Raw genomic sequence first — 26,517 nt, 5'->3', positions numbered from 1 at the left:
TTTCGCCAACGGCAGATGGAAGAACCGCGACCTTGCTGGAAACGCCTGTCCATTCCCCCGGACTACTTTCGTCCGATATGCCAACAGGAACAAACAATGCGAACTATTCTCCTCTCAGCCGCCACCGTCCTCCTGGCCGGAACGACGTTGGTCGGAGCCGTACATTCCGCCGAACTGCCCAAGGGGGCAGCCCACAACGTCGTGCTCGTGCACGGCGCCTTCGTAGACCAGACGAGCTGGCAGCCGGTTGCCGATATTCTCACCAAGAAAGGCTACAACGTCACGCTCGTCGAAAATCCACTCACTTCGCTCGCCGCCGACGTCGATGCGACCAAACAGGCGCTCGCGAAGCAAGCCGGCAGGACCGTTCTGGTCGGCCACTCATGGGGCGGCGTGGTGATCACGCAAGCCGGCAACGATCCCAAGGTTTCGGCGCTGGTTTATGTGTCCGCCTTTGCGCCGGAGGTCGGTGAATCCCTGGCGTCGCTGGCAAAGGCCGGTCCGCCGACCGAAGGCGGCAAGGCGATCCACCCCGATGCGAAGGGCAATCTGTACATCGATCCAAAGGTGTTTCCGTCAGCCGTCGCGGCTGACCTTCCTCCGGAGATCGCCGCGCACCTGGCCAACTCGCAGCTTCCGCTGAACCACGTTGCATTCGAAGCCCCGGTCGACGTTGCGGCCTGGCATAACAAGCCGACGTTCTACGTCATCAGCACGAAGGACAAAGTCCTCGCGCCCGAGGCCCAGAAGTCGTTCGCGGCCAGGATCCACGCCCAGACGACGGAAGTCACCGGCAGCCATGCCTCGCTCGTCGTCCATGCGAAGCAGGTCGCTGAGGTGATCGAAAAAGCCGCCCTCACGAGGTGACGGTACCGCTCCCGGCGCTGTGGCGCCGGGAGCCCGCGCGCTCCCGCTCGACCATTTTAAGCCAGGCATCCGTAGAGTGCTGAAACGTCCTGACGACACTTCAGCTCACGGACGTGAACACCTCCAATCGCGGAAACGCAACAAGTGTTGTCATGATGTGAGCGACGCATTGGAACGGACATTCCTGCATGTATAAGGCACTTCTTGTCACCCTCACTGCTGTGGCTCTTACCACCGTGTCTGCCGCGTCTGCTCCCGCCGTCAGCAGAGAGCCGCTGAATGCTGCGACGCTCAGCGCAATCAAATCGAAGTTCGGCAGGCTGATGGAATTGGCAAACAAGCATGATTTCAAGGCTCTGTATCGGATGTTCTGGCAATCGCCCTCGGCCCTTTTGGTGGCCAAGAGCGCGATCCCGTCCGAGGGAAACTGGGCCGGCTTTTGGGGTAACGCGGCGATTGATCAATAGCTGCATGATATCGGTAGCCCCGTCCGGTCGTACTCGAGCCAGATTTTTCGAAGCTCAGGGTTGTCGGCCTGACGCGCGACGTCGCCGAGTCCTATGTGCCGATGACCATCACCGTCTCTTATGCGGGGCAAGATGGAACAGCCAGGCCGTTTCTCATGATCAGCAACTGGCTTCGCGTCGGGAAGGACTGGAGGGTCGCTTCCGAAATCATTCTTCCGGTGCCGGCGGCACCGGCACAAAGAGCTAGCCGCGGAACGCCTCAGTTGTTGTACGGCACTGACCGTCTCGCACTTGGGTCCGTTTTCACGCAGTCGGCTGACTAACGGCTGGTCGTGCTCATGCCACCGCCCCGCCGCGTGTGCCGATTTGCGGGGGCGATGAAGGGCTCCAAACACCCTTGAGAACGAATGCGCTGGTCTTACTGGATAAACGCGATCGCTGCTCGGACGAAACCAGGCACGATGGCGCTTCACCCCAATCTCACCGCGCTTTGCTGTCTTCCCCAAGGCGGCGCGCCAGCGCCATCAGCACGGTGAAGGTCGCAACCCACACCATCCGCGCGCCGTAGCGGTCGTGCGGGCCGGAGATCACGCCGCAGATGAAGGCATTGCCGAGCAGCGCCAGCGTGATGGTCGCCGCCAGCAAGGTCAGGTCGTCGAGCCGGCGGTTCGCGAGGGCATGCGCCAGCAGCGCGACCAGCGCCAGCATCGAGGCCAGCGCGACGGGAACGTGCAGCCAGTTGATGGTGTCGAAATCGAGTCCCCAATTCTGCTGGCGTGCGGCGCGCATCGGCGCGGCCTGCGAGGGGACATAACGTTCGATGATGCCGCGGGTGTGCGGGATCCAGCCATTGGTGCCTTCGCCGGTCGCCACATGCAGCAATTGCTGGCCCAGCGCCTGCAAGGCCGCGCCGGCCTGCCAGACAGGATAGTCGGCGAGCGAACCCACGACGATGGTGCCCATCTCGTCGTTCATGCCCTCGAAGCGGCCGAGCGTGTTGAACATGCTCTTGCCCCACAGGAATTCGTCGGCGCTCGCCGGCAATTGGTCGCGATAGGGGCAGAGCTTGAGTTTTTCGCGTGGGCAATGGTCATTGAGATAACGCGCAACGATGCCGTCCTGCATCATGCGGCCGAAGGCGACGCCGGTGCCGCCGGGCGTCCACGTCCACTTGCCCGACAAGGCATGGTTCGCCGACACCAGCATCAGGCCGCCAGCGAGGATGGTGAGGCTCGCTTGGGCCAATCCGGCGATCGGAAGCCGGCGCCCCAGCAACGGCCGCGCCATCCAGCCGGCGATGCAGAGCCCGAGCAGCACGCCGAGCGTGGCGCTGTGGGTCGCGGCGGCAAAGGCCGTGAAGACGAACAGCGAGATTTTTTCGAGCGCCGAGGTCCGCGGCCCACCGATGACCAGCAGGAATAGCGACAGCACCGACAGGCCTGCAAAAATGTCGGTGAGCAGCATGCTCGCAAGCCAGGGCAGCGCAGTCGACAGGATCAGGAGCAGGCTGATCACGACGAAACGGAACGTCTGCATCATCGAGAGCACGCGCAAGGTGAGCTGCAACAGCCACAGCGTGGCCAGCGACTGGACCGCGAGGTTGATCCAGAACCCTGAACTTTCGCCATAGTGCAGATAGATGCCGAAGACGGTGGAGCGGCTCGGGACGAGATAGCCCTCGTACCAGCGCGCCAGATAGCCTCCGGTATCCCATTGCAACAGCGGATAGCCGTTCCAGAATGCCGGCGCGATCAACAGGAGCGGCAGGGCGATGGCGGCGAGCCGCAGCCAGAGTGAGCCCGCGGCGCCCGCGCGCGCATGATCGGTGGTGATGGTCAAATCCGCTCCGTCCTCACTCGGACCATGCCCGCAATTACCGTTGAGGCGGAATTCACCAATAGTTTGACGCCGCCCGGCTTGAATTTGGCGAAACCCTGACCATTTTGAGCCGACCTTGCCGCCCGGGGTGTCGGAAGAAACTGTTGTGATTCAACGCGTTGGCATGCCCCCGCCGGACAACGCACTGTTCACTCTCAGGCAAGCCCGTCAGGACTTTGTCGCCTAGACTGTGTTATAGAACCAGTGAAACGAGCCAATTCGAAAGAGCAGATCTCATGGCAGTGCATCAGGTCAATCCGGGAGGAAAGCTTGCAACGCTTGATCCGATCTGGGATCGGATCCGCGGCGAAGCGGAGGACATCGTCCATCGCGAGCCGGAGCTTGCGACCTTCATCTATTCGACGGTGCTGCATCACAGCCGCCTGGAAGATGCGGTGATCCATCGAGTCGCCGACCGGCTCGATCATTCCGCGCTGTCGGGCGATCTCGTGCGCCAGACCTATGACGAGGCGCTGCGCGACGATCCCGATCTCGGCAACGCCTTCCGCGCCGATCTCGTCGCCGTCTACGATCGCGACCCCGCGACCTCGCGCTTCATCGATCCCTTGCTCTATTTCAAGGGCTTTCACGCCATCCAGACCCACCGCCTCGCGCATTGGCTCTATCTGAAGGGCCGCAAGGATTTTGCGTATTATCTGCAGAGCCGGGCGTCTGCGGTATTCCAGACCGACATCAATCCCGCCGCGCGCATCGGCCGCGGCATCTTCCTCGACCACGCCACCGGCTTCGTCTGCGGTGAGACTGCGCTGATCGAGGACGACGTCTCGATCCTGCATGGCGTTACGCTCGGCGGCACCGGCAAGGAGAACGAGGACCGCCATCCGAAAATCCGCCACGGCGTCCTGATCGGCGCCGGCGCGAAGATCCTCGGCAACATCGAGATTGGTCATTGCGCGCGCATCGCGGCGGGCTCGGTCGTGGTCAAACCGGTGCCGCACAACGTGACGGTCGCAGGCGTGCCTGCCAAGGTCGTCGGCGAAGCTGGCTGCGCCGAGCCGTCGCGCACCATGGATCAGATGATCAACGCCATGGGACTCTGAGATGGGCCTCTGAGGCGGGCCTTCGAGCTTGTCGGAATGGGCGGATTTTCCGCCCCTTTCGTCCCAAAATTCTTTGGCAATTCATGCTGGCGGTTGGTCGCGTCTCGTCCTAAAACCCGCGCCAACCCAGATTTCGATTGGAGACTTGCCGTGGACGTCAAGGAAGTTAGGAAGCTCGACGCGTATTTGAAGCGCGTATTCGGCAATCCCAAGATCCGCGTCGTGCCGCGGCCGAAGAAGGATGATTCCGCCGAGGTCTATATCGGCGAGGAATTCATCGGTGTGCTCTTCGTCGACGACGAGGACGATGATCGCTCGTTCCAATTCCAGATGGCGATCCTCGAGGACGACCTCGTCGACCAGGAATAGTTCGGCGATCGTCTCGCTCAACGGGGCCGCGCGGGCGCGGCTCCATGCCTTTGCTTTCTTGCAAGAACATATATCTGCGAGGGTGATGTTCAGCTCAGGTCGTGCAGGTCTTTTCCGAGGGGAGGTGTCAGACGAAACGTCGAGAATACGACTTCTAGCCCCGCCCGTTCGGGTGTGCAGGCCATCGGTCCCACAAGGTAGGAGTTTGCTTTAGGAAACGCCGCCAGCCGCATGAGGGGCCAGGATTTGCCGTCGGCCGAAACCTGCAGACGAAGGACACCGTTGGCGATGGTCGCGCGGACCCAGAAGTCGCTGGCATTATGCTCATAGGGTGCTGTCGCCCAGTCTGATTGCCCGTTTGTCAGCACGCTCGCGAGCATAGCGCGGCCATCTGACAATTCGATTCCGGCTTTGACCCAATGATGCGCGTCGAGGCGCACCATGATGCCCGCCTGATCATAGAGCGCCCGGAAATCGCCCTGAACACGCAAATCTGCGGTGAATGCTTCGCCTGTCGGAAAGCCCAGGAAATGTCCGCTATCGCGATTGAAGCCGTAATGGGTTTCGCGCCAGAAATCCGTGGCCTTGTCCGTGAGGATCCGCAGGTCATCACCCTCTGCCGCCCATCGCTGCGGTTCATTTAGCCACACACCGTCACTTCTGCGGAGAATCATGACTAACCTCTGTCGCGGATGCCTGCCGGTTCGGTCCGTGAGTCGGACGAGCACGGCATCGTGCATTGAGATGAAAAGGCAATGTAGCCGAGATTGCTTCGCTTCGCTCGCAAGGACGAGCAACAGCTTCACCGCCGCCCCATCCTGACACCATACGCGCGAAGCTGACTTCGAAAAATACGAAGCATTACAGGAGCTTGGCTACTGTGCATGGGGTTGTTTTCGCAGTTTTTGTTTTGGAGGCGCAGGTCGCGCGGTCGCGTTCAGCCCTTCGGGCCGCGCAGCTGCGCCGTCAGTTTCTCCATCGCTTCCGCCGTATCGCGCCACTGCGACAGCCAGCTGCGCGGAAAGCGGAAGGTGAGGTCGGCGCCGCCGACGCGGCGTTCGGCGAGGCACATGCCGGGCGTCGCACCATCGCGCGTGCAGCGCGCGGTCAGCGCGGGACTTGCGGCAGAATAGAGATCCTCGGTGCCGTAAGGCGTGTCAGCGCGGAATATCCGCATCGTCAGCCCGTCCTGAGGCATTGCCGCGGCCTGGTCGAGATAGCGTGGATAAATCGTGGCGGTGCGCTGCTCGGGCGAGAGCGCATCGCGATGCGCGGCGATCGACAGGAAGATGCGGTCGATCGGCTGCATCGCCGCATCCACGCTATCGGCGGTGACGTGCTTCGGCGCGCCCGGCGGCTCCAGCGAAGGATACAGGAAGTCGAGATCGATCCGCTCCTGCGGTCCGGAGTGGCGCTGGATCTTCATGCGGATCGCGTTGGTCGGCAGGTTGAACAGCGTGCCGCCGACGCTCACCGGCAGCTTGTCTGGGGCGTTCGCGCCGCTCGGCCCCCAGGTCGGCCACAACAAATAGGCGACGAGCGCGACGGCGCACACCGCGGCAATGCCGCCGAGCACGATCGGGACGACGTGGGCCAGGGTGCGCACCCGGGGAGATTGAGGGGAAATTGCCGAAAACACCGTCATGAGCCGCGCGAATGAGCCGGAAGTCGGCCGATGGCCGACGAATCAGCGGCGAATATGCCACGTGGTGGCGATTTCGCGGAGCGTTGGCCGGCTGCAGGGAAGGGAGAGAGGCCTGCGTGGAACGGCTGGCGGCGTTAACCTTCCCTTAAGGATAATGTAGCGTTAACCGGCACTCTTTGTCACAGGAAGGTACCTCGCGTTGCGTAAGGGCGGACTGTTCCGATGACACCTGAAGCTCTCAACACATTCTTCTCGATCGGCATTGGTTTCGCGCTCGCGGGAGCGCTCGTGAGCGGATACCAGACGGTCGCACAGCGGCCGGCCGGCTTCGGTCTGTTGCAGGACGGCGTGGCGCCGAAGACCTTCGCGGCGGTTCCGTTCCTGGTGTTCGCGGCGCCTTTCATCATCATGCGCAATACTCTGCGCGGCAGGCAGGTGGAGAGCCGCCGCGTCGAATTCGTGATGATGGCGACCGTCATCGCCGGCTTCTGGAGCATGATGAGCGGCACCTTCTTCCTGATGACGCTCCGCGCGGCCGGCGTTCTGGTCTGATGCGCGCGCTATAGGGCTGCCTGCGCGGCGGCCCTTTGCGTCAAGGCCGCCGTTTCGCTATGGCTGGGGCTGACGCGACAGGAGACCCTCATGGCGATCTACGAGCTCGACGGGCAGGCGCCCGACCTTCCCGCCGACGGCAACTACTTCATCGCGGAGACCGCTACCGTGATCGGCCGCGTGCGCCTGAAGCCGGGCGCGAGCGTCTGGTTCGGCGCGGTGCTGCGCGGCGACAATGAGTGGATCGAGATCGGCGAGGGCGCCAACGTGCAGGACGGCTCGACCTGCCACACCGATCTCGGTTTTCCGCTTCAGATCGGCAGGAACTGTACGGTCGGGCATAATGTCATCCTGCACGGCTGCACCATCGAGGAGGGCGCACTCGTCGGCATGGGCTCAATCGTGATGAACGGCGCCAGGATCGGGCGCAACAGCATCGTCGGCGCCGGCTCCGTCATCACCGAGGGCAAGGAGTTTCCCGAACGGTCCCTGATCATCGGCTCGCCGGCGCGGGTGATCCGCACGCTCGACGATGCTCAGGTGCAGAAGATGGGGAGTGCTGCGAAGTTCTACGTCGCCAATGGACCGCGCTTCACAAAGGGCCTCAAGCGGATCGGGTGAACTCAGCTTCCTTCGGACTCGCGCGCTTCTATTGCGCTTGCGACCTTCTCGTGCCCCGCGGACCATAGGGCATGCTCATCGCTACCGTCCTGGTACGGATTGGCTTCCGCCGGAATGTTTTTACGCGCCGCGCGTTCGCCTTCTGCAAAAGCATCGCGATCGTTCATCGTGACTGCGCCTTTCTGTTTGCGGAGCAGAAGATCAGCTTGCGCGTGATCGTGCCCGCCTTCCCGGTTTCAAGCTGATGCGACGGCATTTGTTCCGGAACCGGTCCTTGCTGCGGCGGTTGATCGGCGAAGGAGAATTTCAATGGCCAGATTGCCTATAGCCCGTTCAATCAAGACCGTGATCGTGATCTTCGCCCTTGCCGCGGTGCCGGCCGCATCGTTCGCGCAAGCCACCGGCGGCTCCACAGGATCGGCCGGAGGTGTCGCCAATTCTCCGGCTCCCGCGCCAGGCACCAACAGTCTGGGGACCGCCCAATCGTCCGGTGCGAATGCACCCGGCGTCACCACTGGGACCGGCGCAGGTGGGTCCACCGACGCCGCCGTCAACGCCGAGAACCGGCTGCTCGACAAGAAGCTCAAGAGCATCTGCCGCGGCTGCTGACGCTCGCGGGGAAGTGAGACAGTGAGGCTGTCAGGAACGCCTCAAGCCGATTAGCTTGGTCCTGCTTTGGAGCGTGGAGGGTATCCACGCAGAGGATCGAGTGATGTTACGGAAGATGATGTTGACGGCGCTGGCTGTGGTGGCGGTTGGGTCGTCGATGCCGCAGGCGGCACAAGCGGGCGGTCACGGCGGCTGGGGTCATGGCGGCGGTGGCTGGGGCCATGGTGGCGGCTGGGGTCATGGCGGCCACTGGCATGGCGGTGGCTTCTGGCCAGGCGTCGCCATCGGTGCCGGTATCGCCGGCGCAGGTTACTACGGCGGGTATTACGGCTACGGCCAACCGTATTACGGCAATCCATATTACTATGGTACCGGATACGATGATGGCGGTTATGGCGGCTGCTACGTTGTGCGGAAGCGCGTCATGACGCCATCGGGCTGGCGCATCCGCCCCGTGGATGTCTGCGAATAGGCGGCGGTACCCGTCAAAAAACAAGGCCGTTGACGCAATATACCGTCAACGACCTTGCCAGCCCCGGACATTGAAATCGGCTCACGCCATCCGGTAACGGCGAGCATCGCTTGGAATCACACGGGCGAATGTGATCCAGTTCACAAGTCCAAAAATTTAAGGGTGGCGGCGCCGGCTGCTCAGCCGCGCGAGCGCTTGCGTGCACTGGCATGGACACGATGCCGTGCAGGTTTCCTGCGGGTAACTGAGGGAGTCTCCGCCTCGCTCGCCCGGGCGCTGGCAAAGGATTGCCGCAGGCCATCGATGGACTCGTTGAGTATCGTGACCTGCTCGGACAGACGCTTGGTGTCGGCCTGCTGGAATGCGAGCAAGCGCTTCACACTCTGGAGCTGGTCTTGCACGACCTGGAGCTGGTCAATCGATTCCTGCTGGGTTGCCTCCAGCCCCTTGGTCTTCTCGACCAGCTGCTCGGATGCCTGTGCGGTGCGAGCCTGCAGCTGCCGCGACGCCACCACCCGGTCGGTCTCAGGGGCCGCGCCGGTATAGGCACGCCAGATCGCGATCGAGGTCACCCCCGCGATCAGGAGCAGGAGCGCGGCGGCGGTCAGCGCGATAGGCTGGGCGCCAAGGCGAAAGAGGGGATGGGACCGTGTGTCCTCTGCGAGATCGATCATCGCTGACAAAACCCAAATTGAAACTTGGTGAGTGGCGAAGACCGGCAACCTGAGGTTACCGGGGCGTCCCGAAAGCGTTACGTGTCGGCAAGGAATGGGACCAAAAAGAGGCTAAGAGCAAAAAAACCAACAATCAGGATGCCTTAGGGCATCCGTGCCCCCGTCAGAGGCAGAGATCAGGGCTGAAACAGCGAAAACGGACCGGAATAGGTCTTCGAGCGCGGCGCCGCGTAGGGCCCGAGCCGGGAGGTCTTCAGTCCCAGTCGCACCAGTGATTCTGCCAAGGTCACCGCGGCGGCGACGCCGTCGATCACGGGCAGGCTGTGCGTGGCGGCGAGTTCATTGGCGAGATCGGCCATGCCGGCGCAACCGAGCACGATGGCCTCTGCGCGATCGTCGCGGATCGCGGCCGTGATTTCCGTAGAGATTTTTGCGAGCGCATCGGTGTTGCGCTCCTCGAGCGCGAGCACCGGCACCTCGGCGGCGCGGACGCGCGCGCAGCGTTCGGCGAGGCCGTATTTCCGCAAATTATGCTCGATCGGCACGATGGAGACACCGAGCGTCGTCACCACGGCGAAGCGCGCGGCAATCAGGCTCGCCATGTGGAAGCCGGCCTCGCCAATGCCGATCACTGGTGCCCTTGCCGCAGCGCGCGCGGCGTCGAGGCCGGTGTCGTCGAAGCAGGCGATGACATGCGCATCCGCGCCGTCGCGGTCGGCCTCGCGGATGCAGCCGAGCATGCCCGGCACCGCGAACGCCTCGTCGTAAAATCCCTCGATCGAGACCGGGCCCATCGTGGGCTGGCGCGCATCGATCACGGTGTCGGGCAGGGCGACCGCGCGCGCGGCAGCGGCGATCTTCACCGTCATGGACGCAGTGGTGTTGGGATTGACGACGTGAAGCCGCATCGGATCAGACAAGCCCCTTCTCAGACAAGCCCTTTGCCGGCGTCCGAGCCTTTGGCCGCCTGTCGCTTGTTGAGCATGTGGATGGTGCCAAGCGCAAGCGCGATCACCGTGAACGAGACGGCCGAGATCACGGTGCCGAGCGCATAGATGTCGGGGTTCGTCACGGTGGTGGTGAGTCCCTGGAGATCGAGAGGCAGCGTGTTCACCGCCCCGATCGCCTGGCTGGAACGCGCGAGTTCGTCCCAGGACAGTGTGAAGCCGAACAGTCCAATGCCGATCACGGAGGGCAGGATGATCGGCAGCACGACATGACGGAACGCCTGCCACGGTGTCGCACCGAGATCGCGCGCGGCTTCCTCGAGCCTGGGATCGAAGCGATTGAAGATCGCGAACATGATGAGAAGGCCGAACGGCAGCGTCCAGGTCAGATGTGCACCGAGGCCCGAGGTGAGCAGACCCATCGAGGTCTCGAAACTCTCGTTCCAATGCGCCTTGATCAGATCGTCGATGATGCGGAATTCAAGCGAGATGCCGAGCGAGGTGATGATCGAGGGCACGATGAGGCTCGCGATCGCGGAGTAGAACAGGATGCTTTGCGCCTTGAACTTGCGGCGAAACGCCATGCCCGCTGCGACCGACAGCACGACGGTGACGATCATCACGATAATGCCAAGCAGCAGCGAACGGCGGAAGGCGGCGCCGAGATCGACGATGCCGGTGCCCTGGAACAATTTTGCGATCCAGAAAGTCGATACACCGTTCATCGGGAAGGTGAGGCCGCCCTGCGGTCCCTGGAACGACAGCACATAGATCGCGATCATCGGGCCGTAGAGGAACAGCGTGTAGGCCGCGAAGAAGATCGCGAGCACGTAGAAAGAGCGCGGGCGTCCTTCCTTCATGCTCTAGAGCTCCTTCTTGATGTCGACGATACGCGACATCATGGTGATGATCAGGAACGTGATGACGAGCAGGATCACGGCATTGGCCGCTGCTGCCGGGAATTGCAGCGCATTCACCCGCGTCTCGATGATCTTGCCGGCGGCCGCGATCTGCTGCCCGCCCATCACGCCGATGGTGATGAAGTCGCCCATCACGATGGTGATGACGAAGATCGAGCCGATCACGATGCCGGGTTTTGCCAGGGGAATGATGACGTTGACGAGCGTCTGGAAACCGGTCGCCCCGGCGTCATAGGCGGCCTCGATCAGCGATTTGTCGATGCGAACCATTGAGTTGAAGATCGGCACCACCATGAAGAAGGTGAAGAGGTGCACCAGCGCCAGCACCACGGAGAATTCGGAGAACAGCAGCCATTCAACGGGATGGTTGATCAGCCCCGTCTTCACCAAGCCTGAGTTGACAAGGCCATTGCGCCCGAGCAGCGGAATCCAGGCGATCATGCGGATCACGTTGGAGGTCCAGAACGGGATCGTGCAGAGCAGCGACAGTCCCATCTGCCAAGTTTTCGACTTGACGTGAAAGGCGAGGAAGTAGGCGACCCAGAAGCCGATGAAGAGTGTGATGACCCACACGATGAAACAAAGCTTCAGCGTCTTCAGATAAGTCTTGGCGATCGTGCAGAGATCGGGGAGCTGCGCGATGCAGCCCTCGAACGTGTCGGTGTAGCCGCGGCCCGAGAAGGCCGGCAGCAACTGGTATTCGTTGTAGTCCCAGAACGAGACGATGACGACGAAGACGAGCGGGATCAGGAAGAAGGCGAGGAACACCAGCATCATCGGCCCGGCCTGGAGCCAGGAGATGAAGGAGGGTGACAGCCGCGCCGCTTTGCTGCGGCGCGCCGTCTCCGATCCCCGGACCAGGTCCGGAGATGCCTGTTGCAAAATGTCCTCCGACGTGTCCATCAGATTACGCCGCGATGAACTCGTTCCACTTGCGGACCATGTAGTCGTTCTCGTCCATCACGGCGTTCCAGCACGCGACGCCGCCCATGCGGTCCTCGTAGGAGCCGCCGTCGCGCACGGCGCCAGCCTTCTCGAGCAGCGAGCCGTCGGGCGCCTTGATGTCCTTCTCGGCCGCCTTGCCTTCCATCCAATAGGCCCACTCGTAAGGCTCCATATGCGCCTTCGCGGTGGAGAGCACGGCCGAGTAGTAGCCCTGGCGGTTGAGATAGGCGCCGGCATAGCCGGACAGGAACCAGTTGACGAACTCATAGGCCCATTCGAGCTTCGCACCCGAGACGCCCTTGGAGACGCAGAAGCCGGAGGCCCAGGAGCGATAGCCTTCCTTGAGCGGCTGGAAGGTGCAGGCAATCCCCATCGAGCGGACCTTCGTCACCGCCGGCGACCACATCGACTGGATCACGGTCTCGCCCGAGGCCATCAGGTTGACGCTCTCGTTGAAGTCTTTCCAGAAGGCGCGGAACTGGCCCGCCTTCTTGGCCTCGGTCATCACCTTCATGGTGAGATCGATCTCTTCCTTGGTCATGTTGCCCTTGTCGGCATATTTGTACTTGCCGGTGGCTTCCACGACCATCGCGGCATCCATGATGCCGATCGAGGGGATGTTGAGGATCGAGGCCTTGCCCTTGAACTCGGGGTTGAGCAGCTCGGCCCACGAGCTGATCGGACGCTTGATGATATCGGGGCGAATGCCGAGCGTGTCGGCGTTGTAGACGGTCGGGATCAGCGTGACGAACTCGGTGGCAGACGTCGCGAACTTCTTGGAGTCCTTGCCTTCGAGATAGAGCACCTTCCAGGGTGCGGTGCCCTGGCCGCCGATCTTCTTGCCGCCGGGCGTGACGCCCTTGGTGAAGACCGGCGTGATGTTGTCGAATTCCTTGATCTTCCTCGCGTCGAGGGCAAGGATGTTGCCCGACGGCACGATCTTCTTTAGCGCGAAATATTCGGTGTCCAGCACGTCGAAGGAATTCGGCTGGGTCATCACGCGCTTGGTGACGTCGTCGGTGGTCGCGGTGATATATTCGATCTTGATGCCGGTGTCCTTCAGGCACTGCTTGGAGATCTCGTCACCCTCGTTCACTGCGGTGCCGAGATAGCGCAGCACCTTCGGCTCGGCCGACATTACATAGGGAAAGCCTGTGATGGCGCCGGAGCCCGCGGCAAGTCCGGCGAGACCCGCGGTGCTCTTCAGTAGCGTGCGGCGGCTAAGGCCCTTCTTCCTGGTCGTTTCGGTCATATCACTCACTCCTCTGTTGCGCATTCCGGTGATTGATCGGCGCTATTGCAGACGTTGCGCCTTGGCGGGATCCCAGATGGCCAGCACGCGATCGCCCGGCCGGAACTGGTGGACGTCGAAGGCGGCCTCGGGAAGGTGGGAAAACAGGGCGGTCCCGTCGTCGAGCGTGAGCGAGACGGCGATGTAGGAGCCTTGGTACTCGGTCTGGGTCAGTAGCGCGGGCGCGCCGAAGGCGCCGTCAGTGAACGGCGCGATGCCGAGCTGATCGGCGCGCACGGCGATGAGTTTGCCTGCGTCGCTGAGGACGTTGTGACCGCCGATGAAGCGCGCCACGAATTCGGTGCGGGGGTGATGGAAGATGTCGCGGGCGCTTCCCTGCTGTTCGATCCTGCCCTGGTTCATCACCACGATGTGGTCGGCCAGCGCCATCGCCTCTTCCTGGCCGTGCGTGACCTGAACGAAGCTGATGCCGAGCTCGCGCTGCAGCCGCTTCAATTCGCCCCGCATCTTCACCCGCAGGAACGGATCGAGCGCCGAGAGCGGCTCGTCGAGCAACAGGATCTGCGGCTCCGTGATCAGCGCGCGGGCGAGCGCGACGCGCTGCTGCTGGCCGCCGGACAGCTGTGCGGGGAGGCGGGCCGCATAGGGCGTCATCGCCACCAGCTCGAGCAACTCGCCGGCGCGCTTGTGCCGCGTCGCCCGGTCGATGCCGCGCATTTTCAGGGCAAACGCCACGTTGTCGAGCACGGTGAGGTGCGGAAACAGCGCGTAGGACTGGAACATCATCGCCGTGCCGCGCTTGGCGGGTTCGAGATCCGTGACGTTCTGCGGACCCAGGATGATGTCGCCTTCGCTGACGGCCTCGTGGCCGGCGATCATGCGCAAGGTCGAGGTCTTGCCGCAGCCGGAGGGGCCGAGCAGGCAACAATAAGTGCCGGCCGGGATTTTCAGATTGACGGTGTCGACCGCCAGCGTCGTGTCGTAGCGCTTGGTGACGGCGACCAGTTCGAGGGCGGCGGGAGTGGCCATGGCGTGTCCGGGGCGAGGGCGATGCTGCGCCTCTCTCCGCAAGGTCCATGCCAATCGCGCTTGAATCGTTCTCGGCCGGCCGAATTCCAAAACAGTGCAGCGGAGTCAGATCGTTAGATCGAATCCCACGGGCTTGGGCGGTTCGCTGCCTTCGCAGTTGCGTGCACACAAAACAGGCGCGGATTGTATAAAGTTTCGCCTGTGATTGGATACAGCTGGTCGATTAGGATTCAACGCCCTCGTCGACGATCGAGTCCTCACCCCCATGGCCGTCAAGTCCCGACCGAACTCCGACGCGCCAGATGCGAGCGATCGCGTCAGCCGCATCCGGGAAGGTGTGACTGCGGCGATCCTCGAGCATCGCCTGTTGCCCGGCACGAAACTCGGCGAGGACGAGATCGGCGAGATCTACGGAGCAAGCCGAACGCTGGTTCGCACCGCGCTGCAACAGCTCGCGCACGAGGGCATCGTCAACATCGAGAAGAACCGCGGCGCCTTCGTCGCGCGGCCGACGCCTGCGGACGCCCGCGAAGTGTTCGAGGCGCGCCGCCTGATCGAGCCGACAATCGTCGATCACGCCGTTGACGCGGTGTCGCCGGCCTGGATCGGGCGTCTCCAGCGGCATCTTGCCGAGGAGCGCGAGGCGGAGCTGCGTGGCGATGCGCGTGCTTCGGTCCGCCTCTCCGGCGACTTCCATCGACTCGTCGCCGAGATGAGTGGCCACAGCATCTATCTTGGTTTTCTCAAGGAGCTGATCGCGCGGTCCTCGCTGATCATCCTGCTCTACCGCCGGCACGACACGCCGGCCTGCGGCACCGATCATCACGCCGGAATCGTCTCCGCGATCCGCAAATGCGACAGGGAGGCCGCGCGCGCGCAGATGTTGTCGCATCTGAACGAGATCGAGGCCGAGCTGTTTCTGAAGGATCCCGCCGCTGACGAGTTGCGGCTCGCGGACGTGCTCGGGGTCTGAGCTCAACGAGGCGCGTCCGCACCCGGCTGGGCGCGACGGCGGCTATTGCGGCTCTAATCCGAGAGTCTTGATCGACTCGAGCCAGATCGGCCCTTCCTTTTCGTAGAGCGCAATCGAGGATGCGCGATCCATGGCCGGCTGGTCGACGCCGAAGGCATCGAGCAGCTTCTGCACGCGCTCCGTCTTGCCGCCTTCGACCATCAACTTGGCGAGCATGTCGATCCGGTCTGCCGGCATCGCAGCGGGCGCCACCAGCGCGGTAAAACTGATGAGCTGGAAGACATTGCCCGTGACCCCTTGCTCGGCAAATGTCTTGGTTTCGGGCAGCTTCTTCATGCGCACTGGTGTCGGCACGGCAATCGGGCGGCCGATGCCGGTATCGAGCACCGGTAGCGCAGCCTGATAGCTGCCGACGGCCGCCTGGATCACCCCCGCGGCCAGATCCTGCCACATCGGCGCTTCGCCGCGGTAATGCACGATGGAAATGTCGAGACCGAATTGCCGGTTGAGCTCGGCGATCGCAATATGTGCGAACGAGCCGATGCCGTACGAGCCGGCCGTGACCTTGTTGCCACGTGCGTACGCGACGAACTCTTCGATCGTCTTTGCATTGGTGGCGGAATGGACCACCAGCGGCAGATGCCCCGAAGGCGTCATCGCGACGATCGTGAAATCCTTGTCCGGATCATAGGCCAGCGATTTCAACAACAGCCGGTTACCGAGCAAGGTGGACGAGATCGTGTACATCAGCGTGTAGCCGTCGGCCGGGGAATCCTTCACCGACTGTGCCGCCAGCGCACCGCTGGCTCCGGTTTTGTTTTCGACAATGACCGGCTGGCCAAGCTTCTGCGAGATATAGTCGCCATAGGCGCGGGCGAAGGCATCGGTGATGCCGCCTGCCGGCGTGGAGACGACGATCCTGATTGCCCGGGTCGGCCAGGCTTCGGCCAAAGCCGTTTCAGAAGCGGCCATCGTCAGGCATGCCATCGCGGCAGCCCAAATTCTCGCGGATGTCCGCACTTCGGCCTCCCCTTTTCCCTGTGTCATTGGGCAGCCGGCAGCCGCCGCAACGAGGTGTCACACGGGCAGGAAGGGGGGGTCAAGAAATCAAAATATCGTTTCACTGTGTGAAATGATCATCGCCGACCTGCAGGAGAACCCGGCGCAGCAAGCTTGGCACCGAGCGCCTCGGCAAGTGCGGAAGCGACCTTCTTCATCGGCGGTACGAAGCGCCGCACACCGTCCTCCAGACCGACCGCCTCGCGAAGCATCATCACGTTCATGCTGCCGAACAGGCGATTCCGCAAAACGACGGGTACGCCGATCGCCCACACTGCGCCCCCGAAGACGCGGCGGCTGTAGGTCTCGTCCATGACTGCGAACCCCGCGCTACGGATCGTGCGCAGCACTTTGGCAAGTCTGCCGGGATTGCGCGCCAGATCGTTCCAGGGCTCCGGACCAAGGGCCAGCCGTGCGGCAATGCGCTCCTGCTCGGCGGGTTCGCAGAAGGCGAGATAGGCGCTTCCCATCGAGGTGCCGAGGACGGGAAAGCGAAAACCCGGCGGGCGGCTGAACAGCAGCGATCCATCGACGCGCGTCGTGTGGGCGATGACCATGGACTCCTGATCGAGCACCGCGATGTCTGACGGCCAATGGATCTGCTTGCGGAATTTGTTCAGGATGGGTTCGGCGATGCCGCCAATCCAGGTCGGCTCATCATAGCCTGCGCTGAGCAGCAGCGCCCGTCCCGTCGGCGCGTAGCTGGCCGGCTCGGTACGACGTACCACATAACCTTCATGTTCCAGCGTCTCGAGCATGCGGACGATCGTTGACTTGTTCAGCCCCGTCGCCTTGTGCAGCGAGCCGACGGTCGACTGCCGTTCCTGATTGATCACCCGAAGGACTTCGAGGCCCCTGGACAACGCGATGACGGGACGGAACGACGTCATGCCAACTCCTTGTGATTGCCTGTGCCGCTAGCCGATGAAGCAACGGCCGGAGGGACAGGGCAGCGCGCTCGACGCCATCGCCACCGATTGCGGGAAGGTTGGCATGAGTCAAGCTCGCTGACGCGTTCATCTCGGTTTCGAGAAGGGCGGGATTCGCAGTCAACTCGATCGCTTGCTGTGCCCAGCGGCAATTTAGTTCCTGTGGTCAAGCTGGATTGTGCGCTCCCAGCCTCGTGTGGACGGTAGGGCGCTGCGACGTCACGTGACTATTCCTCGCGAGCCACACCGGCTATAGGATGGCGCTCTGTCATCGAACTGTCATGTTACCGTAAATGCTGAAGTCAGACGCAACGCCGGTTCGCAAGGCTCCGAGCGCGCGGGATGGAAATCCTGTTGCAAGGGAAAACAAGAGAACGCAAGTCGTTGCTGGCTTCTTCAGGCAGCGTGAGCCGGCCGAACTCGTCGCGGAACCTGTGATCGATCAGACGCCATTGCAAGACGCGGAACCGGCAACGGAACCACTGCGGTCGAGCGCTGCCGCGCATGGTGCCGGTGAGATCGAGCTCAAGCTTTTCGTCGATGCCGATCGCATGGCGCATTTCAAGGCCGCGCCTGTGATCGCGATGAACGCGCGCAACAAGGGCGCGCGCAAACATCTCAAGTCCGTCTATTACGACACGCCGGAGCGGACGTTGCGTCGCCACGGCTTGAGCTTGCGCGTTCGTCAGAGCGGCGCGCGCTTCGTGCAGACCGTGAAGACCGATGCGGTGGACGATCCGCTCCGCCGTGGTGAGTGGGAGATGAGGGTACTGTCGCTTGCGCCCGATCTCGGTTTGGCAATGCCGTTCATTCCCGAGAAGCTTCGCGGCAACCTGGAAGCGCAGCCGCTCGAATCGGTCTTCACTGCCGATGTCCATCGCCATGCGCGGCCGATCGAACTGCCGTCAGGCACGGTCGAGATCGCCTTCGACCAGGGTGAGTTGACGGCCGGCGACCGTTCACTGCCGGTGAGCGAGATCGAGCTGGAGCTCAAGAGCGGCAGCGCGAGCGCGGTCTACGAGATCGCGCTGCGGCTCGCGGAGCACGGCGACGTAAAGCCGTCCATTCGCTCCAAATCGGCACGCGGCTTCGATCTTGCCGCCGACAAGCCACCCTCGGCGCGGCGTCCGCGAAGACTTCGTCTCGATCCGTCGGTGACATTGGACGAGGCGTTCGCGACAATCCTGCGTTCCTGCTTCCTCCATTTGCTTCAGTCGCTGCCGGCGGCCGAGGATGGCCGCAATCCGGAAGGAATCCATCAGCTGCGCGTCTCGCTGCGCCGGCTTCGATCGGCGTTGGATCTGATGGGGTCGGTCGGCGCGCTCAGCAATCTCGATGCGCTGCGGTTGGAAGCCAGATGGCTGGCGCAAGAGCTCTCCGCCGCGCGCGACTGGGATGTGTTCCGGCTCGATACCTTGCCGAAGATCGCAACAGCCTGTCCGTCGGTCGCGGGCTTCGATGCACTGGGCCTGGCTGCGGCCGGGCGCCAGTCCGACGCCTATCGCAAGGCGCATGGCGCCCTCGAAGATCGCCGCTGCGCCATGTTCCTGCTCGGCCTCGGCAACTGGATCGAGGCGCGGGGCTGGCGCAACGACGTCGCCACCGAGGATCTCGGCCAGCTCGCCGAACCCGCGGCCGACTTCGCGGCACGCATCCTATCGGCGCAATACGCCAAGGTGCTCAAGCGCGGCCGCCGCTTCAAGTCGCTTTCCGCCGAACAGTTGCACCGCCTGCGGCTCGCGACCAAGCGGCTGCGCTATCTCAGCGAGTTTCTGCTGCCGCTGTTCGCAGACCGCAAATCCACGCGAAAATTCTCGCGAAGGCTCTCCGGCTTGCAGGAGCAGCTTGGCGCCGTCAACGACATGGCGGTTACGGCATCATTGCTGGACGGGCTTGATGCCGAGCCCGACGGCACCATCGCCGCGGCGGCGATCGCAGGCTGGCAGGCGCGCGCGTCGATCGGGGTGCAACCCGTCCTGCAAAGCACATGGCGCGATTTCACCGTCGCGCGCGTGCCCTGGTCGCGGCAGGCGCCGCAGAACTAAGCGAAGTACACCCTAAAAAAGTTGCGGCCAGCCATTGGGGGATGGCTGGCCGCGCGCGAACCGGTCTGGGACGGGGAGGGGTGGGGATGTGACCGGGTCGCGTATCTCTTTCGTTTGTCTCTACTGATCCCTTGCGCTGGCGGTGGAGACCGCCGGCTTGGTGTCGCCGAGCGAGACCCAGACATTGGGATCGCTCTGCGACTGGCGCTTGACGAAGCGGTAGCCGGTCTCCGTCCAGGCAACGACGTTCTCGTTCTGATTGTCGAGAACGAACTCGCCCTTGTCGGTCTTCACCGTCAGCACCGCGTGTCCTTCGCCCTTCTTGTCGCGCACCACGGTGATGAGCAGGGCCTCGCGCGGCCATCCGGCATCGATTAGCATCTTGCGCTTCAACAGCACGTAGTCCTCGCAGTCGCCGTAACCGTCCGACGGCAGCGACCACTTTTCGATCACGCCCCAGTGCTCCTGGTCGGTCAAAGGCTTGACGGTCTCGTTGACCCAGCGATTGACCTTGACGAGGTCGCGCCATGCAGCCTGCGACATCACGATGTCACGCGGTTGCGTCGGTGCGCCGTGGCACTGAGCGGCATTGTCCGCACAGAACTCGACCCAGCCGATCGGCGCACGCGTGGTGTCGCCGAGGCTTGCGTAGAGCAGACGGCCTTCGCCGGCCTGCGCTGCCGCGCTCATTCCGAAGAGCATGGCGGCGAGCGCCAATCCCTTCCCCTGTCCCCTGAAATCAAACATTGCGGCCCCCGTTTCTTGTTGGGACCACATTGCGCAGGCAGCTTTTGAGTTGCCGCTAAGTCAGTCAAGTCAAGTCGAGACGAATGCAAGTAAAACACGCGGCGAATTCGATCTATACTTGAGTCAAACTTGAATAAAATTCGATATGACTGCAATTGATTCAAATTTTATGGATTAACGCGGAAACGCTGGCGGAACCGTTGTTTGCACGCTCCCGCAGCCTCCGCGTTAACCCGCGCGAGCCTCGACGCCACCCATGAAAAAGGCGGCGTCCGCATCGCGGAGGCCGCCTTCAGTACTGGAAATGCAGTGGTTTTGGTGCCTTCGCGCTTTACCGCGCGGTAACGCTCTCTTCGAGAGTTTCAATTGGCTGGGAATGCATGAACTCGAGCGCGAAGCCATCTTCGAGGTTTCGGACCACGCGGCCCTGCACCCGGCCGAGCAGAACCGTCGATTTCAGCGGGGGGCGGTTCTCCGCGGCGATGGCGGCGCCCGACAGCGAGAGGTCGATGATGCGGCAGGTCATCTTGGTGCCGTCCTCGAGCGTCAGCACCGCGATCGGATTGCGCGGCACGATACGATCGTGGCGGCGGTCTTCCGGCAAATTGAGGATGTCGCGGTTGGCGAGCCAGGTCAGCTGTGCCGCAAGCTTGTCGCGCTTTCGCGGCGTGGCACCGACCGTCATGGCGAAGCCATTGTCGATGATGCGGGTGATCTTGCCCTCGACGCGGCCGATATGGTCGAGATAGGCGACCACGCGGTCGCCGACATTGCCGATGCCGGGGGCCAGCAGCGCCAGCCCGCCCGGCGACATGTTGATCACCTGGCAGGGGAATTCACGGCGGTCCGGCAGCATGTAGCGGCCGAGCAGGTGAACCTTCACCCGCTGGAAACGCCGACGTTCCTCGGCGGCCGGAAGAAATCTTTTGTGCGCCAACGCCATTTTCACAACCCGACCCCCCGCCTGGCGGAGTCCGGGACGACCCTAAGGTGCACAGGGTTAATGCCGCGTTAGGATCGGGCGCGGCGATGACGAACAGACACAATGCGTTCGAAAAGCCACATCAGGGGCGGGCAGGCCAGCACCGTCAGCGCGCCGAGGTCGAGCGCGACCGCGGCAGTGCCGGCCGATTTGGCGAGCCGGCCCGCCACCGCCGGTCCCAGCATCATCGCGGCATAGAAGAGAGTGTAGAACACGCCCATCCCGATCGCCCTGGTTTCCGGCACGAGCACGCGGGCGGTCAGGCTCATGATCGGCCCGGCCGGATGGCCGCCGATCAGGCCGATCAGGACGAGGATCGTGATCACGGCGTCGGACCGGGTCAGCCAGGCCAGCAGCCCGGCCACCACCAGGCTGGCCACGATCGCCAGCACGAACGGCCGCTTGGTGCGATCGGCGAGATATCCGCCTGCCGGCACCGAGATCACCGACAGCCACATCACGAGGCTGATCGCCGAGCCCGCCGCCGCAATGCTCCAGCCGCGCTCGACGAGCAATGAGGGGCCGAACGAGAAAATCATGGCGAAGCCGATATTATAAAGGCCCCAGATCGCGCCCGCGATGATCACCGCCAAGAGAGCGAGCGGATCGAGCCGCCCGGAGCCGGCCGCGCTGGCGGTTGCTCCCGGCGGCGATTGGTAGAAAATGATCAGCACAATGCCGATCGCGGTCAGCGCGCCGGCCACGAGAAACACGGCGCCTGCGCCGTAGGCCGTGCCGATCGCCGGCAGCACCAGCAGCGAGATCGCAACGCCCGCCGGCCAGGAGTTGACGAAGATCGCCATCGCGGTGGCGATCTCCTTCCCCGCAAACCAGTCGGTGCCCATCTTGGTGAGCTGGACCGTCAGGAGCACGCCGCCAGCGCCGGAGGCGAGCCGGCCCGCCATCTGCCAGCCCCAGACGTCGGTGGTGGCCATGACGAGACTGCCCGCCGTCATCAGCAGCAGCGCCACGATCGTGGTGGGCTTGTCGCCGAGGGTGCGGCCGATCGCGCCGCCCGGCAGCGCTAGCACGATGCCCGGTGTGAAATAGAGTCCGATCAGGATGCCGATATCGGCGAGTCCGACGCCGAAGCTCTGCTGCAGCAGCGGCGCGACCGCGGCCACGCTCTGGAACTGGAATGCGATGGTGAGGCGAACGACGAACAGGATCGCAAGTATGCCCCAGCGATTGCGCAACGCTTCATCTCCCCAAACCCTGTATCGAGCGTGCGGTGGGGAGACGCCGGAGTCAACCGGCCGTCTTCCTCGTCGCGCGCCCATAGAGAAGACATAGCAGTGCCAGCAGCACTGCGGCTGAGAGCCCGAGCGACCAGTGGATGCCGATCGCCGCACCGAACAGTCCGACCGTGATGCCGCTGAACGCCCGCATCCCGAGCCCCGCCATGTTGTAGAGGCCGACGACGCGACCGCGAATGTCGGACGGCGCGTTCAACTGCACCAGCGCCTGCGCCATGGTATTGAACGACAGCTCGAAGAAGCCTGCAAAGAGCAACAGCACGATCGCGACCGGATAGATCCGCACCGAGGCGAAGCCGAGCAGCGCCACGCTCCACAGCATCGCGAGCATGATCGCGGTGCGCGGCGTGCCCTTGAGCCGCCCCCAGGATTCCAGCGCGATGCCGGCGAGCAGTGCGCCGGCGGCATCGGCCGCGAGCAGCACGCTGTAGGAGATTCCGGGATCGCCGTGGCCGAGATCGCCGGCAAAGCCCGGCATCTGGGCGTGATAGGCATTGCCGATCATGAAGGAGGTGAGGCCGGCGAGCCATGTCATCGCCGTCAGCACCGGCTGCGTGCCGATGGCGCGGATGGTCAGCATGATGTCGGCAAGGCCGCGCACGGCGAAGCGCCGCACCGCGACACTCTTGTCCCGCACCGGCGCCCAGAACAGCCACAGCAGCATCGGCAGATAGAACAGCGTGTTGAAGATAATGCCATGCGAGGTGCCGAGCGTCAGCATGATAATGCCGCCGACGGCAGGTCCGACCAAAATGCCGAGATAGCGCGCCATCGCATTCAGCCGCACCGCGCTCGGAAGATCGGCCGGACCGGCGAGATCATAGAGCAGCAGCTGGTTCGGCGTCTGCCACAACACGCCGGCGCAGCCATGGATCACCAGCAGCAGCATGGCGTGCCACATCTGGATGGTGTCGGTGATGAAGAAACCCCATCCAGCCGAGGCCACGATGAACAGCAGCATGCCGCATTGAATGATGCGGCGCGGATCGACCCGTCCGCCAGCCCGCCAACCGCGACCGAGAACAGCAGGAACGGCAACCAGTGCGACAGCACGGCAAAACCCGCCAGCGCCGGCGAATGGAATTTCTGGAACACCACCCAATAGCTGATCACATGCTCGATATTGTCGGCCATCATCGCCAGCACGTAAGCGATGAACTGGAGCCGGTAGGGCACCGACCTCATCGCTGCGAACGAGCCGGACGCGACGACGGGATTTTGAGGGAGGGGGTTCAAGCGGGCACCTGGGGTGGGACTTTGGCGCCGTGCCTACACGTTCGCCGTCGAGCGCTCAAGGCACTTGGGTGTGTGGAGACCAGGGTCCCGTAGCCCGGATGACGAAGCGATATCCGGGAATGCTGGCCCCGCATGTCGCTTCGCTCATGCGGGTTACGAGACCGCGGCTTGGCACCAGCGCGCATCTCACATACGCTTCGCTTCAGCCCGCACCAATCAATCATAACAGACGGGCAGCGAGGACACGCCATGGACCAGATCCGCGTCTGCACCCACGCAGGGCCGGGCAGCGAACCCGTCATTCGCACCGTGCCGTGGCCGAAGGTCGGCAAGAGGGCCGCGCTGATCAAGGTCGGCGCGTGCGGCGTCTGCGGCACGGACCTGCACATTCTGAAGGGGCATTGGCCGAAGCGGCTGCCGTGGCCGTTCACGCTCGGCCATGAGCTCGGCGGAATCATCGTCGAATGCGGCGACGAATTCACCGAGGACTTCATGAGCAAGCCGCTCAAGGTCGGATCAAAAGTGATGATCCCGCCGCTGATGCCCTGCGGCCGCTGCTATTACTGCATCCATTATCCCCAAGTCGCCAACAAGTGCCTGACGCCGGTCTATTACGGCCGCTATCTCGGCTTCGACAAAGCGCCTCACATGTGGGGCGGCTGGGCCGAATATGTCTATGTCGATCTCGACATGCTGCCGGGCACCAAGATCTACAAATTGCCTGACGACATGTCGCTGCGGCTGGGTGCGCTGTCGGAGCCGCTGACGTCCTGCATCCGCGCCTTCAACCGCGCCAGCCGCGCCGGCGGTTTCACCTGGGGCGACACGGTGGTGATCCAGGGCTCGGGTCCAATCGGCATTCTCGCGGTCGCCGCCGCGCAGGAGATGGGAGCAGGGCGCGTGATCTGCGTCGGTGCGCCGGAGGAGCCGCGGCTCAAGCTCGCGCGTGAGTTCGGCGCCGAGGCGACAGTGAACATCGAGGAACTGAAGTCAGCGCGGGACCGCATCGCCCGCGTGCGCGACATCGTCGGCGGCTTCGGCGCCGATCTGGTGATGGATTGCTCGGGTCACCCCTCCGCCGGCCCCGAAGGCGTCGAGATGCTGCGCGACGGTGGCACTTATGTCGAGATGGGCCAGTTCACCGACGCCGGCTCGATCGAGACTTCATGGCACCGCATCTGCACCAAGGATATCAACGTGCTGGGCTCCTGGGGTTTTACCGCCAACGATCTGCCGCTCGGCGTCGACATGCTCCATCGCACGGCGGGCAAATATCCCTGGCTGAAGATGCAAACGATCTATCCGTTCACGGAAGACGGCGTCGCGCAGGCGGTCAGGGATGCCATGGCGATGAAGACGGTGAAGTCGACGATCGTGCCGTGGCCGGAGCTGGTGGAGTGAGAAGTTCGTGGCCTGGATGGAGCGCAGCGCAATGCGGAATTCTCGCCGACAGCTCCCCGTATTCCGCTACGCTCCATACGGGCTACCCGCCGACGTTTGGAATGAAAGACTCGATGATGGAAGAACACACAACCGAACCAGGTCAGCGCTCCCGCTCCCCCTTCCGCGCCATCCGTGCGATCGACTACACCGTCATTTTCGTGCGCGACATGGCGGCGATGCGGCGCTTCTATGAAGACGTCCTCGCATTTCCGCTGATGCGGGAGCTGTCGCCGAACTGGATCGAGTACGGCTTGGGCCCCAACACGCTGGCTCTCGCAAGGCCGGGCCGAACCGCGACTGACGCGCCGACGCCGGCGGGCAGTGCCGCGCTGCAACTGGCCTTCAAGGTATCCGCGGCCGAAGTCGATGCGTGTGCCGACGAACTCGCACGCCACGGCGTGGCGCTGCTGTCACCGCCGACGAACCAGTCGTTCGGGCATCGGACGCTGTTCTTCCGCGACCCCGACGGTAATCTTTTGGAGATCTATGCGGAGATCTGAACCGGGCAGCGGCGGGCCCGTACACGAAAAGTTCCATCGAAAATCCGCGAGTTATTCAAGCCGGGGTGAAACTTAGGCCCAGGTTACGGCTTTCAGTTCACGGGAGAGTTCATCGTGAAGCAGAACCTGAAGCCCTTGACCTACATCGCGGCCGCCATCTACTTCCTGGTGGATGCGGTCTTCATGGCCGTGGCGAGGCCAATCTCGCGCTGGATCGGGCGGCATCTCCAATTGAAGCGATTGCGGGGCTGGATCAGATCGCTGTCGCCTTATTGCTCGCTCGCCTTGTTTTCGGTACCCGTCATTATCCTGGAGCCGGTCAAGCCCGTGGCAGCCTATCTCGCGGCGACCGGGCAAATCGTGATGGGGGCCGTGACTTTTCTTGTCGGCGAACTGCTTAAGCTGGTGCTGGTCGAGCGCCTGTTCCATCTCACGCGCGACAAGCTGATGCGGATTCCGGCCTTCGCCTGGGCCTATGGGAAGTACTCCGAGGTGAAGGCGTGGCTGCAGGCAACCGACGCCTGGCGCACCATCCGCGCACTGAGCCGCGCGGCCAGGGACACTCTTGTGCGGGCAAGAGCTAGACTGGTCGGCGGCTTCAGCAGCCTGGTGACCTCCAGGGATTAAGGCTGCAGGCATAGAGCTGCGCTGGGCGAGTTGCCATCTATGCGAGCTTGCGGTCCGCGGCGGTGGCCTTGTCGCCCGTGTTCGGCGTGCCGGTCGGCTCGATGAGCAGGAGATGAACTTCCTCGCGCGCGACCGGGCGATGCTCGACACCTTTGGGCACGACATAGAGTTCGCCCGGACCAAGCGTCACCGTGCGATCCCGTAATTCGATCTCCAAACTGCCTTTCAGGACGAGAAAGAAATCGTCGGTGTCGTCATGCTTGTGCCAGGTGAATTCTCCCTTCACTTTCACCACCATCACGTCGCAATCGTTGAAGGTCGTGATCGTGCGTGGGGACCAGAAATCCCCAAATGTCGCGAGCTTGTCGGCAAGCGAGATTCCGTCGGCCATGTGTTCTCCCGTTCTTCCGTG

28 protein-coding genes and 2 pseudogenes are annotated in these 26,517 nt (G+C 63.2%); 14 read left to right on the top strand and 16 right to left on the bottom strand.

Annotated elements, in window-relative coordinates; genetic code table 11:
* Positions 1 to 96: 96 nt before the first annotated feature.
* Together IVB50_RS37105 and IVB50_RS37100 are read left to right on the top strand one after the other, a co-directional pair.
* Complete coding sequence (locus IVB50_RS37105) at positions 97 to 867, top strand: alpha/beta hydrolase (protein WP_247299772.1); 771 nt, start codon at positions 97 to 99, stop codon at positions 865 to 867.
* 188 nt (positions 868 to 1,055) lie between these two features.
* Positions 1,056 to 1,657 (top strand): annotated as a pseudogene (locus IVB50_RS37100) (hypothetical protein).
* A gap of 157 nt (positions 1,658 to 1,814) precedes the next feature.
* Here IVB50_RS37100 and IVB50_RS37095 read toward each other — a convergent pair.
* Positions 1,815 to 3,173 carry a hypothetical protein gene (locus IVB50_RS37095; protein ID WP_247299770.1) on the bottom strand — a complete coding sequence of 453 codons (1,359 nt, stop codon included), beginning with the start codon at positions 3,171 to 3,173 and terminating at the stop codon, positions 1,815 to 1,817.
* A gap of 275 nt (positions 3,174 to 3,448) precedes the next feature.
* On the opposite strand from IVB50_RS37095, the gene cysE reads away from it, so the two are divergent.
* Together cysE and IVB50_RS37085 are read left to right on the top strand one after the other, a co-directional pair.
* Positions 3,449 to 4,273 (top strand): serine O-acetyltransferase, encoded by an 825-nt coding sequence (cysE, locus tag IVB50_RS37090; RefSeq protein WP_007602549.1) that lies wholly within the window; start codon positions 3,449 to 3,451, stop codon positions 4,271 to 4,273.
* Between the two features lie 150 nt (positions 4,274 to 4,423).
* Positions 4,424 to 4,642 carry a DUF3126 family protein gene (locus IVB50_RS37085; RefSeq protein WP_007602550.1) on the top strand — a complete coding sequence of 73 codons (219 nt, stop codon included), beginning with the start codon at positions 4,424 to 4,426 and terminating at the stop codon, positions 4,640 to 4,642.
* 89 nt (positions 4,643 to 4,731) lie between these two features.
* On the opposite strand, the gene IVB50_RS37080 is transcribed toward IVB50_RS37085, so the two are convergent.
* Both IVB50_RS37080 and IVB50_RS37075 read right to left on the bottom strand, forming a co-directional pair.
* A complete protein-coding gene (locus tag IVB50_RS37080; protein WP_026232925.1) occupies positions 4,732 to 5,316 on the bottom strand; it encodes a DUF1349 domain-containing protein in 585 nt (194 codons plus the stop codon).
* Positions 5,317 to 5,579: 263 nt separating this feature from the next.
* Positions 5,580 to 6,287, bottom strand: a complete 708-nt coding sequence (locus tag IVB50_RS37075; RefSeq protein WP_026232926.1) for a hypothetical protein — start codon at positions 6,285 to 6,287, stop codon at positions 5,580 to 5,582.
* Between the two features lie 222 nt (positions 6,288 to 6,509).
* On the opposite strand from IVB50_RS37075, the gene IVB50_RS37070 reads away from it, so the two are divergent.
* The 5 genes from IVB50_RS37070 to IVB50_RS37050 all read left to right on the top strand — a co-directional run bounded on the left by IVB50_RS37070 (position 6,510) and on the right by IVB50_RS37050 (position 8,541).
* The gene (locus tag IVB50_RS37070; protein WP_007602553.1) at positions 6,510 to 6,839 is read left to right on the top strand and encodes a hypothetical protein; all 330 of its coding nucleotides are present in this window, start codon (positions 6,510 to 6,512) and stop codon (positions 6,837 to 6,839) included.
* 90 nt (positions 6,840 to 6,929) lie between these two features.
* The gene (locus IVB50_RS37065) at positions 6,930 to 7,460 is read left to right on the top strand and encodes a gamma carbonic anhydrase family protein (RefSeq protein WP_018455332.1); all 531 of its coding nucleotides are present in this window, start codon (positions 6,930 to 6,932) and stop codon (positions 7,458 to 7,460) included.
* 71 nt (positions 7,461 to 7,531) lie between these two features.
* Positions 7,532 to 7,705: a hypothetical protein gene (locus IVB50_RS37060; protein ID WP_018455333.1), complete on the top strand. Its 174-nt coding sequence runs from the start codon at positions 7,532 to 7,534 to the stop codon at positions 7,703 to 7,705.
* Positions 7,706 to 7,769: 64 nt separating this feature from the next.
* Positions 7,770 to 8,069 (top strand): hypothetical protein, encoded by a 300-nt coding sequence (locus IVB50_RS37055; protein WP_026232927.1) that lies wholly within the window; start codon positions 7,770 to 7,772, stop codon positions 8,067 to 8,069.
* Between the two features lie 103 nt (positions 8,070 to 8,172).
* A complete protein-coding gene (locus IVB50_RS37050; protein ID WP_026232928.1) occupies positions 8,173 to 8,541 on the top strand; it encodes a hypothetical protein in 369 nt (122 codons plus the stop codon).
* A gap of 179 nt (positions 8,542 to 8,720) precedes the next feature.
* On the opposite strand, the gene IVB50_RS37045 is transcribed toward IVB50_RS37050, so the two are convergent.
* The 6 genes from IVB50_RS37045 to IVB50_RS37020 all read right to left on the bottom strand — a co-directional run bounded on the left by IVB50_RS37045 (position 8,721) and on the right by IVB50_RS37020 (position 14,308).
* Positions 8,721 to 9,215 carry a hypothetical protein gene (locus tag IVB50_RS37045; RefSeq protein WP_018455336.1) on the bottom strand — a complete coding sequence of 165 codons (495 nt, stop codon included), beginning with the start codon at positions 9,213 to 9,215 and terminating at the stop codon, positions 8,721 to 8,723.
* Positions 9,216 to 9,391: 176 nt separating this feature from the next.
* On the bottom strand, positions 9,392 to 10,123 hold the full coding sequence (locus tag IVB50_RS37040; protein WP_085361723.1) for an aspartate/glutamate racemase family protein: 732 nt from the start codon (positions 10,121 to 10,123) through the stop codon (positions 9,392 to 9,394).
* A gap of 20 nt (positions 10,124 to 10,143) precedes the next feature.
* On the bottom strand, positions 10,144 to 11,022 hold the full coding sequence (locus tag IVB50_RS37035) for an ABC transporter permease (RefSeq protein WP_085351118.1): 879 nt from the start codon (positions 11,020 to 11,022) through the stop codon (positions 10,144 to 10,146).
* Positions 11,023 to 11,025: 3 nt separating this feature from the next.
* Positions 11,026 to 11,985 (bottom strand): ABC transporter permease, encoded by a 960-nt coding sequence (locus IVB50_RS37030; RefSeq protein ID WP_018455339.1) that lies wholly within the window; start codon positions 11,983 to 11,985, stop codon positions 11,026 to 11,028.
* Positions 11,986 to 11,989: 4 nt separating this feature from the next.
* The gene (locus tag IVB50_RS37025) at positions 11,990 to 13,279 is read right to left on the bottom strand and encodes a PotD/PotF family extracellular solute-binding protein (protein WP_007602563.1); all 1,290 of its coding nucleotides are present in this window, start codon (positions 13,277 to 13,279) and stop codon (positions 11,990 to 11,992) included.
* A 42-nt stretch (positions 13,280 to 13,321) separates the two neighbouring features.
* Complete coding sequence (locus IVB50_RS37020; RefSeq protein WP_085396144.1) at positions 13,322 to 14,308, bottom strand: ABC transporter ATP-binding protein; 987 nt, start codon at positions 14,306 to 14,308, stop codon at positions 13,322 to 13,324.
* Positions 14,309 to 14,573: 265 nt separating this feature from the next.
* On the opposite strand from IVB50_RS37020, the gene IVB50_RS37015 reads away from it, so the two are divergent.
* Positions 14,574 to 15,281 (top strand): GntR family transcriptional regulator, encoded by a 708-nt coding sequence (locus tag IVB50_RS37015; RefSeq protein ID WP_085396146.1) that lies wholly within the window; start codon positions 14,574 to 14,576, stop codon positions 15,279 to 15,281.
* 42 nt (positions 15,282 to 15,323) lie between these two features.
* Here IVB50_RS37015 and IVB50_RS37010 read toward each other — a convergent pair whose 3' ends face one another.
* Together IVB50_RS37010 and IVB50_RS37005 are read right to left on the bottom strand one after the other, a co-directional pair.
* Positions 15,324 to 16,253: a tripartite tricarboxylate transporter substrate binding protein gene (locus IVB50_RS37010; protein ID WP_247299768.1), complete on the bottom strand. Its 930-nt coding sequence runs from the start codon at positions 16,251 to 16,253 to the stop codon at positions 15,324 to 15,326.
* Positions 16,254 to 16,417: 164 nt separating this feature from the next.
* The gene (locus IVB50_RS37005; protein WP_247299766.1) at positions 16,418 to 17,230 is read right to left on the bottom strand and encodes a helix-turn-helix domain-containing protein; all 813 of its coding nucleotides are present in this window, start codon (positions 17,228 to 17,230) and stop codon (positions 16,418 to 16,420) included.
* Between the two features lie 332 nt (positions 17,231 to 17,562).
* Between IVB50_RS37005 and IVB50_RS37000 the strand changes: the two genes are divergently transcribed.
* Entirely contained in the window at positions 17,563 to 19,314 is a 1,752-nt protein-coding gene (locus tag IVB50_RS37000) for a CYTH and CHAD domain-containing protein (RefSeq protein WP_247299764.1), read from the top strand.
* 120 nt (positions 19,315 to 19,434) lie between these two features.
* Here the strand turns inward: IVB50_RS37000 and IVB50_RS36995 are convergent, their stop codons facing one another.
* The 4 genes and pseudogenes from IVB50_RS36995 to IVB50_RS36980 form a co-directional block, all read right to left on the bottom strand.
* Entirely contained in the window at positions 19,435 to 20,061 is a 627-nt protein-coding gene (locus IVB50_RS36995; protein ID WP_247299762.1) for a transglutaminase-like cysteine peptidase, read from the bottom strand.
* Positions 20,062 to 20,392: 331 nt separating this feature from the next.
* A complete protein-coding gene (locus IVB50_RS36990) occupies positions 20,393 to 21,004 on the bottom strand; it encodes a PilZ domain-containing protein (protein WP_085396156.1) in 612 nt (203 codons plus the stop codon).
* 68 nt (positions 21,005 to 21,072) lie between these two features.
* On the bottom strand, positions 21,073 to 22,239 hold the full coding sequence (locus IVB50_RS36985) for an MFS transporter (protein WP_247299760.1): 1,167 nt from the start codon (positions 22,237 to 22,239) through the stop codon (positions 21,073 to 21,075).
* A 52-nt stretch (positions 22,240 to 22,291) separates the two neighbouring features.
* A pseudogene (locus IVB50_RS36980) lies at positions 22,292 to 23,484 on the bottom strand (MFS transporter).
* A 300-nt stretch (positions 23,485 to 23,784) separates the two neighbouring features.
* Between IVB50_RS36980 and IVB50_RS36975 the strand changes: the two are divergent.
* The 3 genes from IVB50_RS36975 to IVB50_RS36965 all read left to right on the top strand — a co-directional run bounded on the left by IVB50_RS36975 (position 23,785) and on the right by IVB50_RS36965 (position 26,105).
* Positions 23,785 to 24,936, top strand: a complete 1,152-nt coding sequence (locus tag IVB50_RS36975) for a zinc-binding dehydrogenase (protein ID WP_247299758.1) — start codon at positions 23,785 to 23,787, stop codon at positions 24,934 to 24,936.
* A gap of 113 nt (positions 24,937 to 25,049) precedes the next feature.
* Positions 25,050 to 25,478, top strand: coding sequence for a VOC family protein (locus IVB50_RS36970; protein ID WP_247299756.1), 429 nt, complete (start codon positions 25,050 to 25,052; stop codon positions 25,476 to 25,478).
* A 114-nt stretch (positions 25,479 to 25,592) separates the two neighbouring features.
* Positions 25,593 to 26,105 (top strand): hypothetical protein, encoded by a 513-nt coding sequence (locus IVB50_RS36965; protein WP_247299754.1) that lies wholly within the window; start codon positions 25,593 to 25,595, stop codon positions 26,103 to 26,105.
* Between the two features lie 37 nt (positions 26,106 to 26,142).
* Here IVB50_RS36965 and IVB50_RS36960 read toward each other — a convergent pair whose 3' ends face one another.
* A complete protein-coding gene (locus IVB50_RS36960; RefSeq protein ID WP_085361730.1) occupies positions 26,143 to 26,496 on the bottom strand; it encodes a cupin domain-containing protein in 354 nt (117 codons plus the stop codon).
* Positions 26,497 to 26,517: the final 21 nt, after the last annotated feature.

The organism is Bradyrhizobium sp. 87 (genome assembly GCF_023073015.1).
In the GTDB taxonomy this organism is placed as follows: domain Bacteria; phylum Pseudomonadota; class Alphaproteobacteria; order Rhizobiales; family Xanthobacteraceae; genus Bradyrhizobium; species Bradyrhizobium canariense_D.
The sequence above is the reverse complement of the archived record's forward strand: the minus strand, read 5'-3'. Positions and strand labels throughout refer to the sequence as shown.

Coding starts and splice junctions, on each gene's coding strand:
- IVB50_RS37105 (WP_247299772.1), top strand. CDS start 97: ATGCGAACTATTCTCCTCTCAGCCGCCACCGTCCTCCTGGCCGGAACG.
- cysE (WP_007602549.1), top strand. CDS start 3,449: ATGGCAGTGCATCAGGTCAATCCGGGAGGAAAGCTTGCAACGCTTGAT.
- IVB50_RS37080 (WP_026232925.1), bottom strand. CDS start 5,316: ATGATTCTCCGCAGAAGTGACGGTGTGTGGCTAAATGAACCGCAGCGA.
- IVB50_RS37075 (WP_026232926.1), bottom strand. CDS start 6,287: ATGACGGTGTTTTCGGCAATTTCCCCTCAATCTCCCCGGGTGCGCACC.
- IVB50_RS37070 (WP_007602553.1), top strand. CDS start 6,510: ATGACACCTGAAGCTCTCAACACATTCTTCTCGATCGGCATTGGTTTC.
- IVB50_RS37065 (WP_018455332.1), top strand. CDS start 6,930: ATGGCGATCTACGAGCTCGACGGGCAGGCGCCCGACCTTCCCGCCGAC.
- IVB50_RS37060 (WP_018455333.1), top strand. CDS start 7,532: ATGCTCATCGCTACCGTCCTGGTACGGATTGGCTTCCGCCGGAATGTT.
- IVB50_RS37055 (WP_026232927.1), top strand. CDS start 7,770: ATGGCCAGATTGCCTATAGCCCGTTCAATCAAGACCGTGATCGTGATC.
- IVB50_RS37050 (WP_026232928.1), top strand. CDS start 8,173: ATGTTACGGAAGATGATGTTGACGGCGCTGGCTGTGGTGGCGGTTGGG.
- IVB50_RS37045 (WP_018455336.1), bottom strand. CDS start 9,215: ATGATCGATCTCGCAGAGGACACACGGTCCCATCCCCTCTTTCGCCTT.
- IVB50_RS37040 (WP_085361723.1), bottom strand. CDS start 10,123: ATGCGGCTTCACGTCGTCAATCCCAACACCACTGCGTCCATGACGGTG.
- IVB50_RS37035 (WP_085351118.1), bottom strand. CDS start 11,022: ATGAAGGAAGGACGCCCGCGCTCTTTCTACGTGCTCGCGATCTTCTTC.
- IVB50_RS37030 (WP_018455339.1), bottom strand. CDS start 11,985: ATGGACACGTCGGAGGACATTTTGCAACAGGCATCTCCGGACCTGGTC.
- IVB50_RS37025 (WP_007602563.1), bottom strand. CDS start 13,279: ATGACCGAAACGACCAGGAAGAAGGGCCTTAGCCGCCGCACGCTACTG.
- IVB50_RS37020 (WP_085396144.1), bottom strand. CDS start 14,308: ATGGCCACTCCCGCCGCCCTCGAACTGGTCGCCGTCACCAAGCGCTAC.
- IVB50_RS37015 (WP_085396146.1), top strand. CDS start 14,574: ATGGCCGTCAAGTCCCGACCGAACTCCGACGCGCCAGATGCGAGCGAT.
- IVB50_RS37010 (WP_247299768.1), bottom strand. CDS start 16,253: ATGGCCGCTTCTGAAACGGCTTTGGCCGAAGCCTGGCCGACCCGGGCA.
- IVB50_RS37005 (WP_247299766.1), bottom strand. CDS start 17,230: ATGACGTCGTTCCGTCCCGTCATCGCGTTGTCCAGGGGCCTCGAAGTC.
- IVB50_RS37000 (WP_247299764.1), top strand. CDS start 17,563: ATGCTGAAGTCAGACGCAACGCCGGTTCGCAAGGCTCCGAGCGCGCGG.
- IVB50_RS36995 (WP_247299762.1), bottom strand. CDS start 20,061: ATGTTTGATTTCAGGGGACAGGGGAAGGGATTGGCGCTCGCCGCCATG.
- IVB50_RS36990 (WP_085396156.1), bottom strand. CDS start 21,004: ATGGCGTTGGCGCACAAAAGATTTCTTCCGGCCGCCGAGGAACGTCGG.
- IVB50_RS36975 (WP_247299758.1), top strand. CDS start 23,785: ATGGACCAGATCCGCGTCTGCACCCACGCAGGGCCGGGCAGCGAACCC.
- IVB50_RS36970 (WP_247299756.1), top strand. CDS start 25,050: ATGATGGAAGAACACACAACCGAACCAGGTCAGCGCTCCCGCTCCCCC.
- IVB50_RS36960 (WP_085361730.1), bottom strand. CDS start 26,496: ATGGCCGACGGAATCTCGCTTGCCGACAAGCTCGCGACATTTGGGGAT.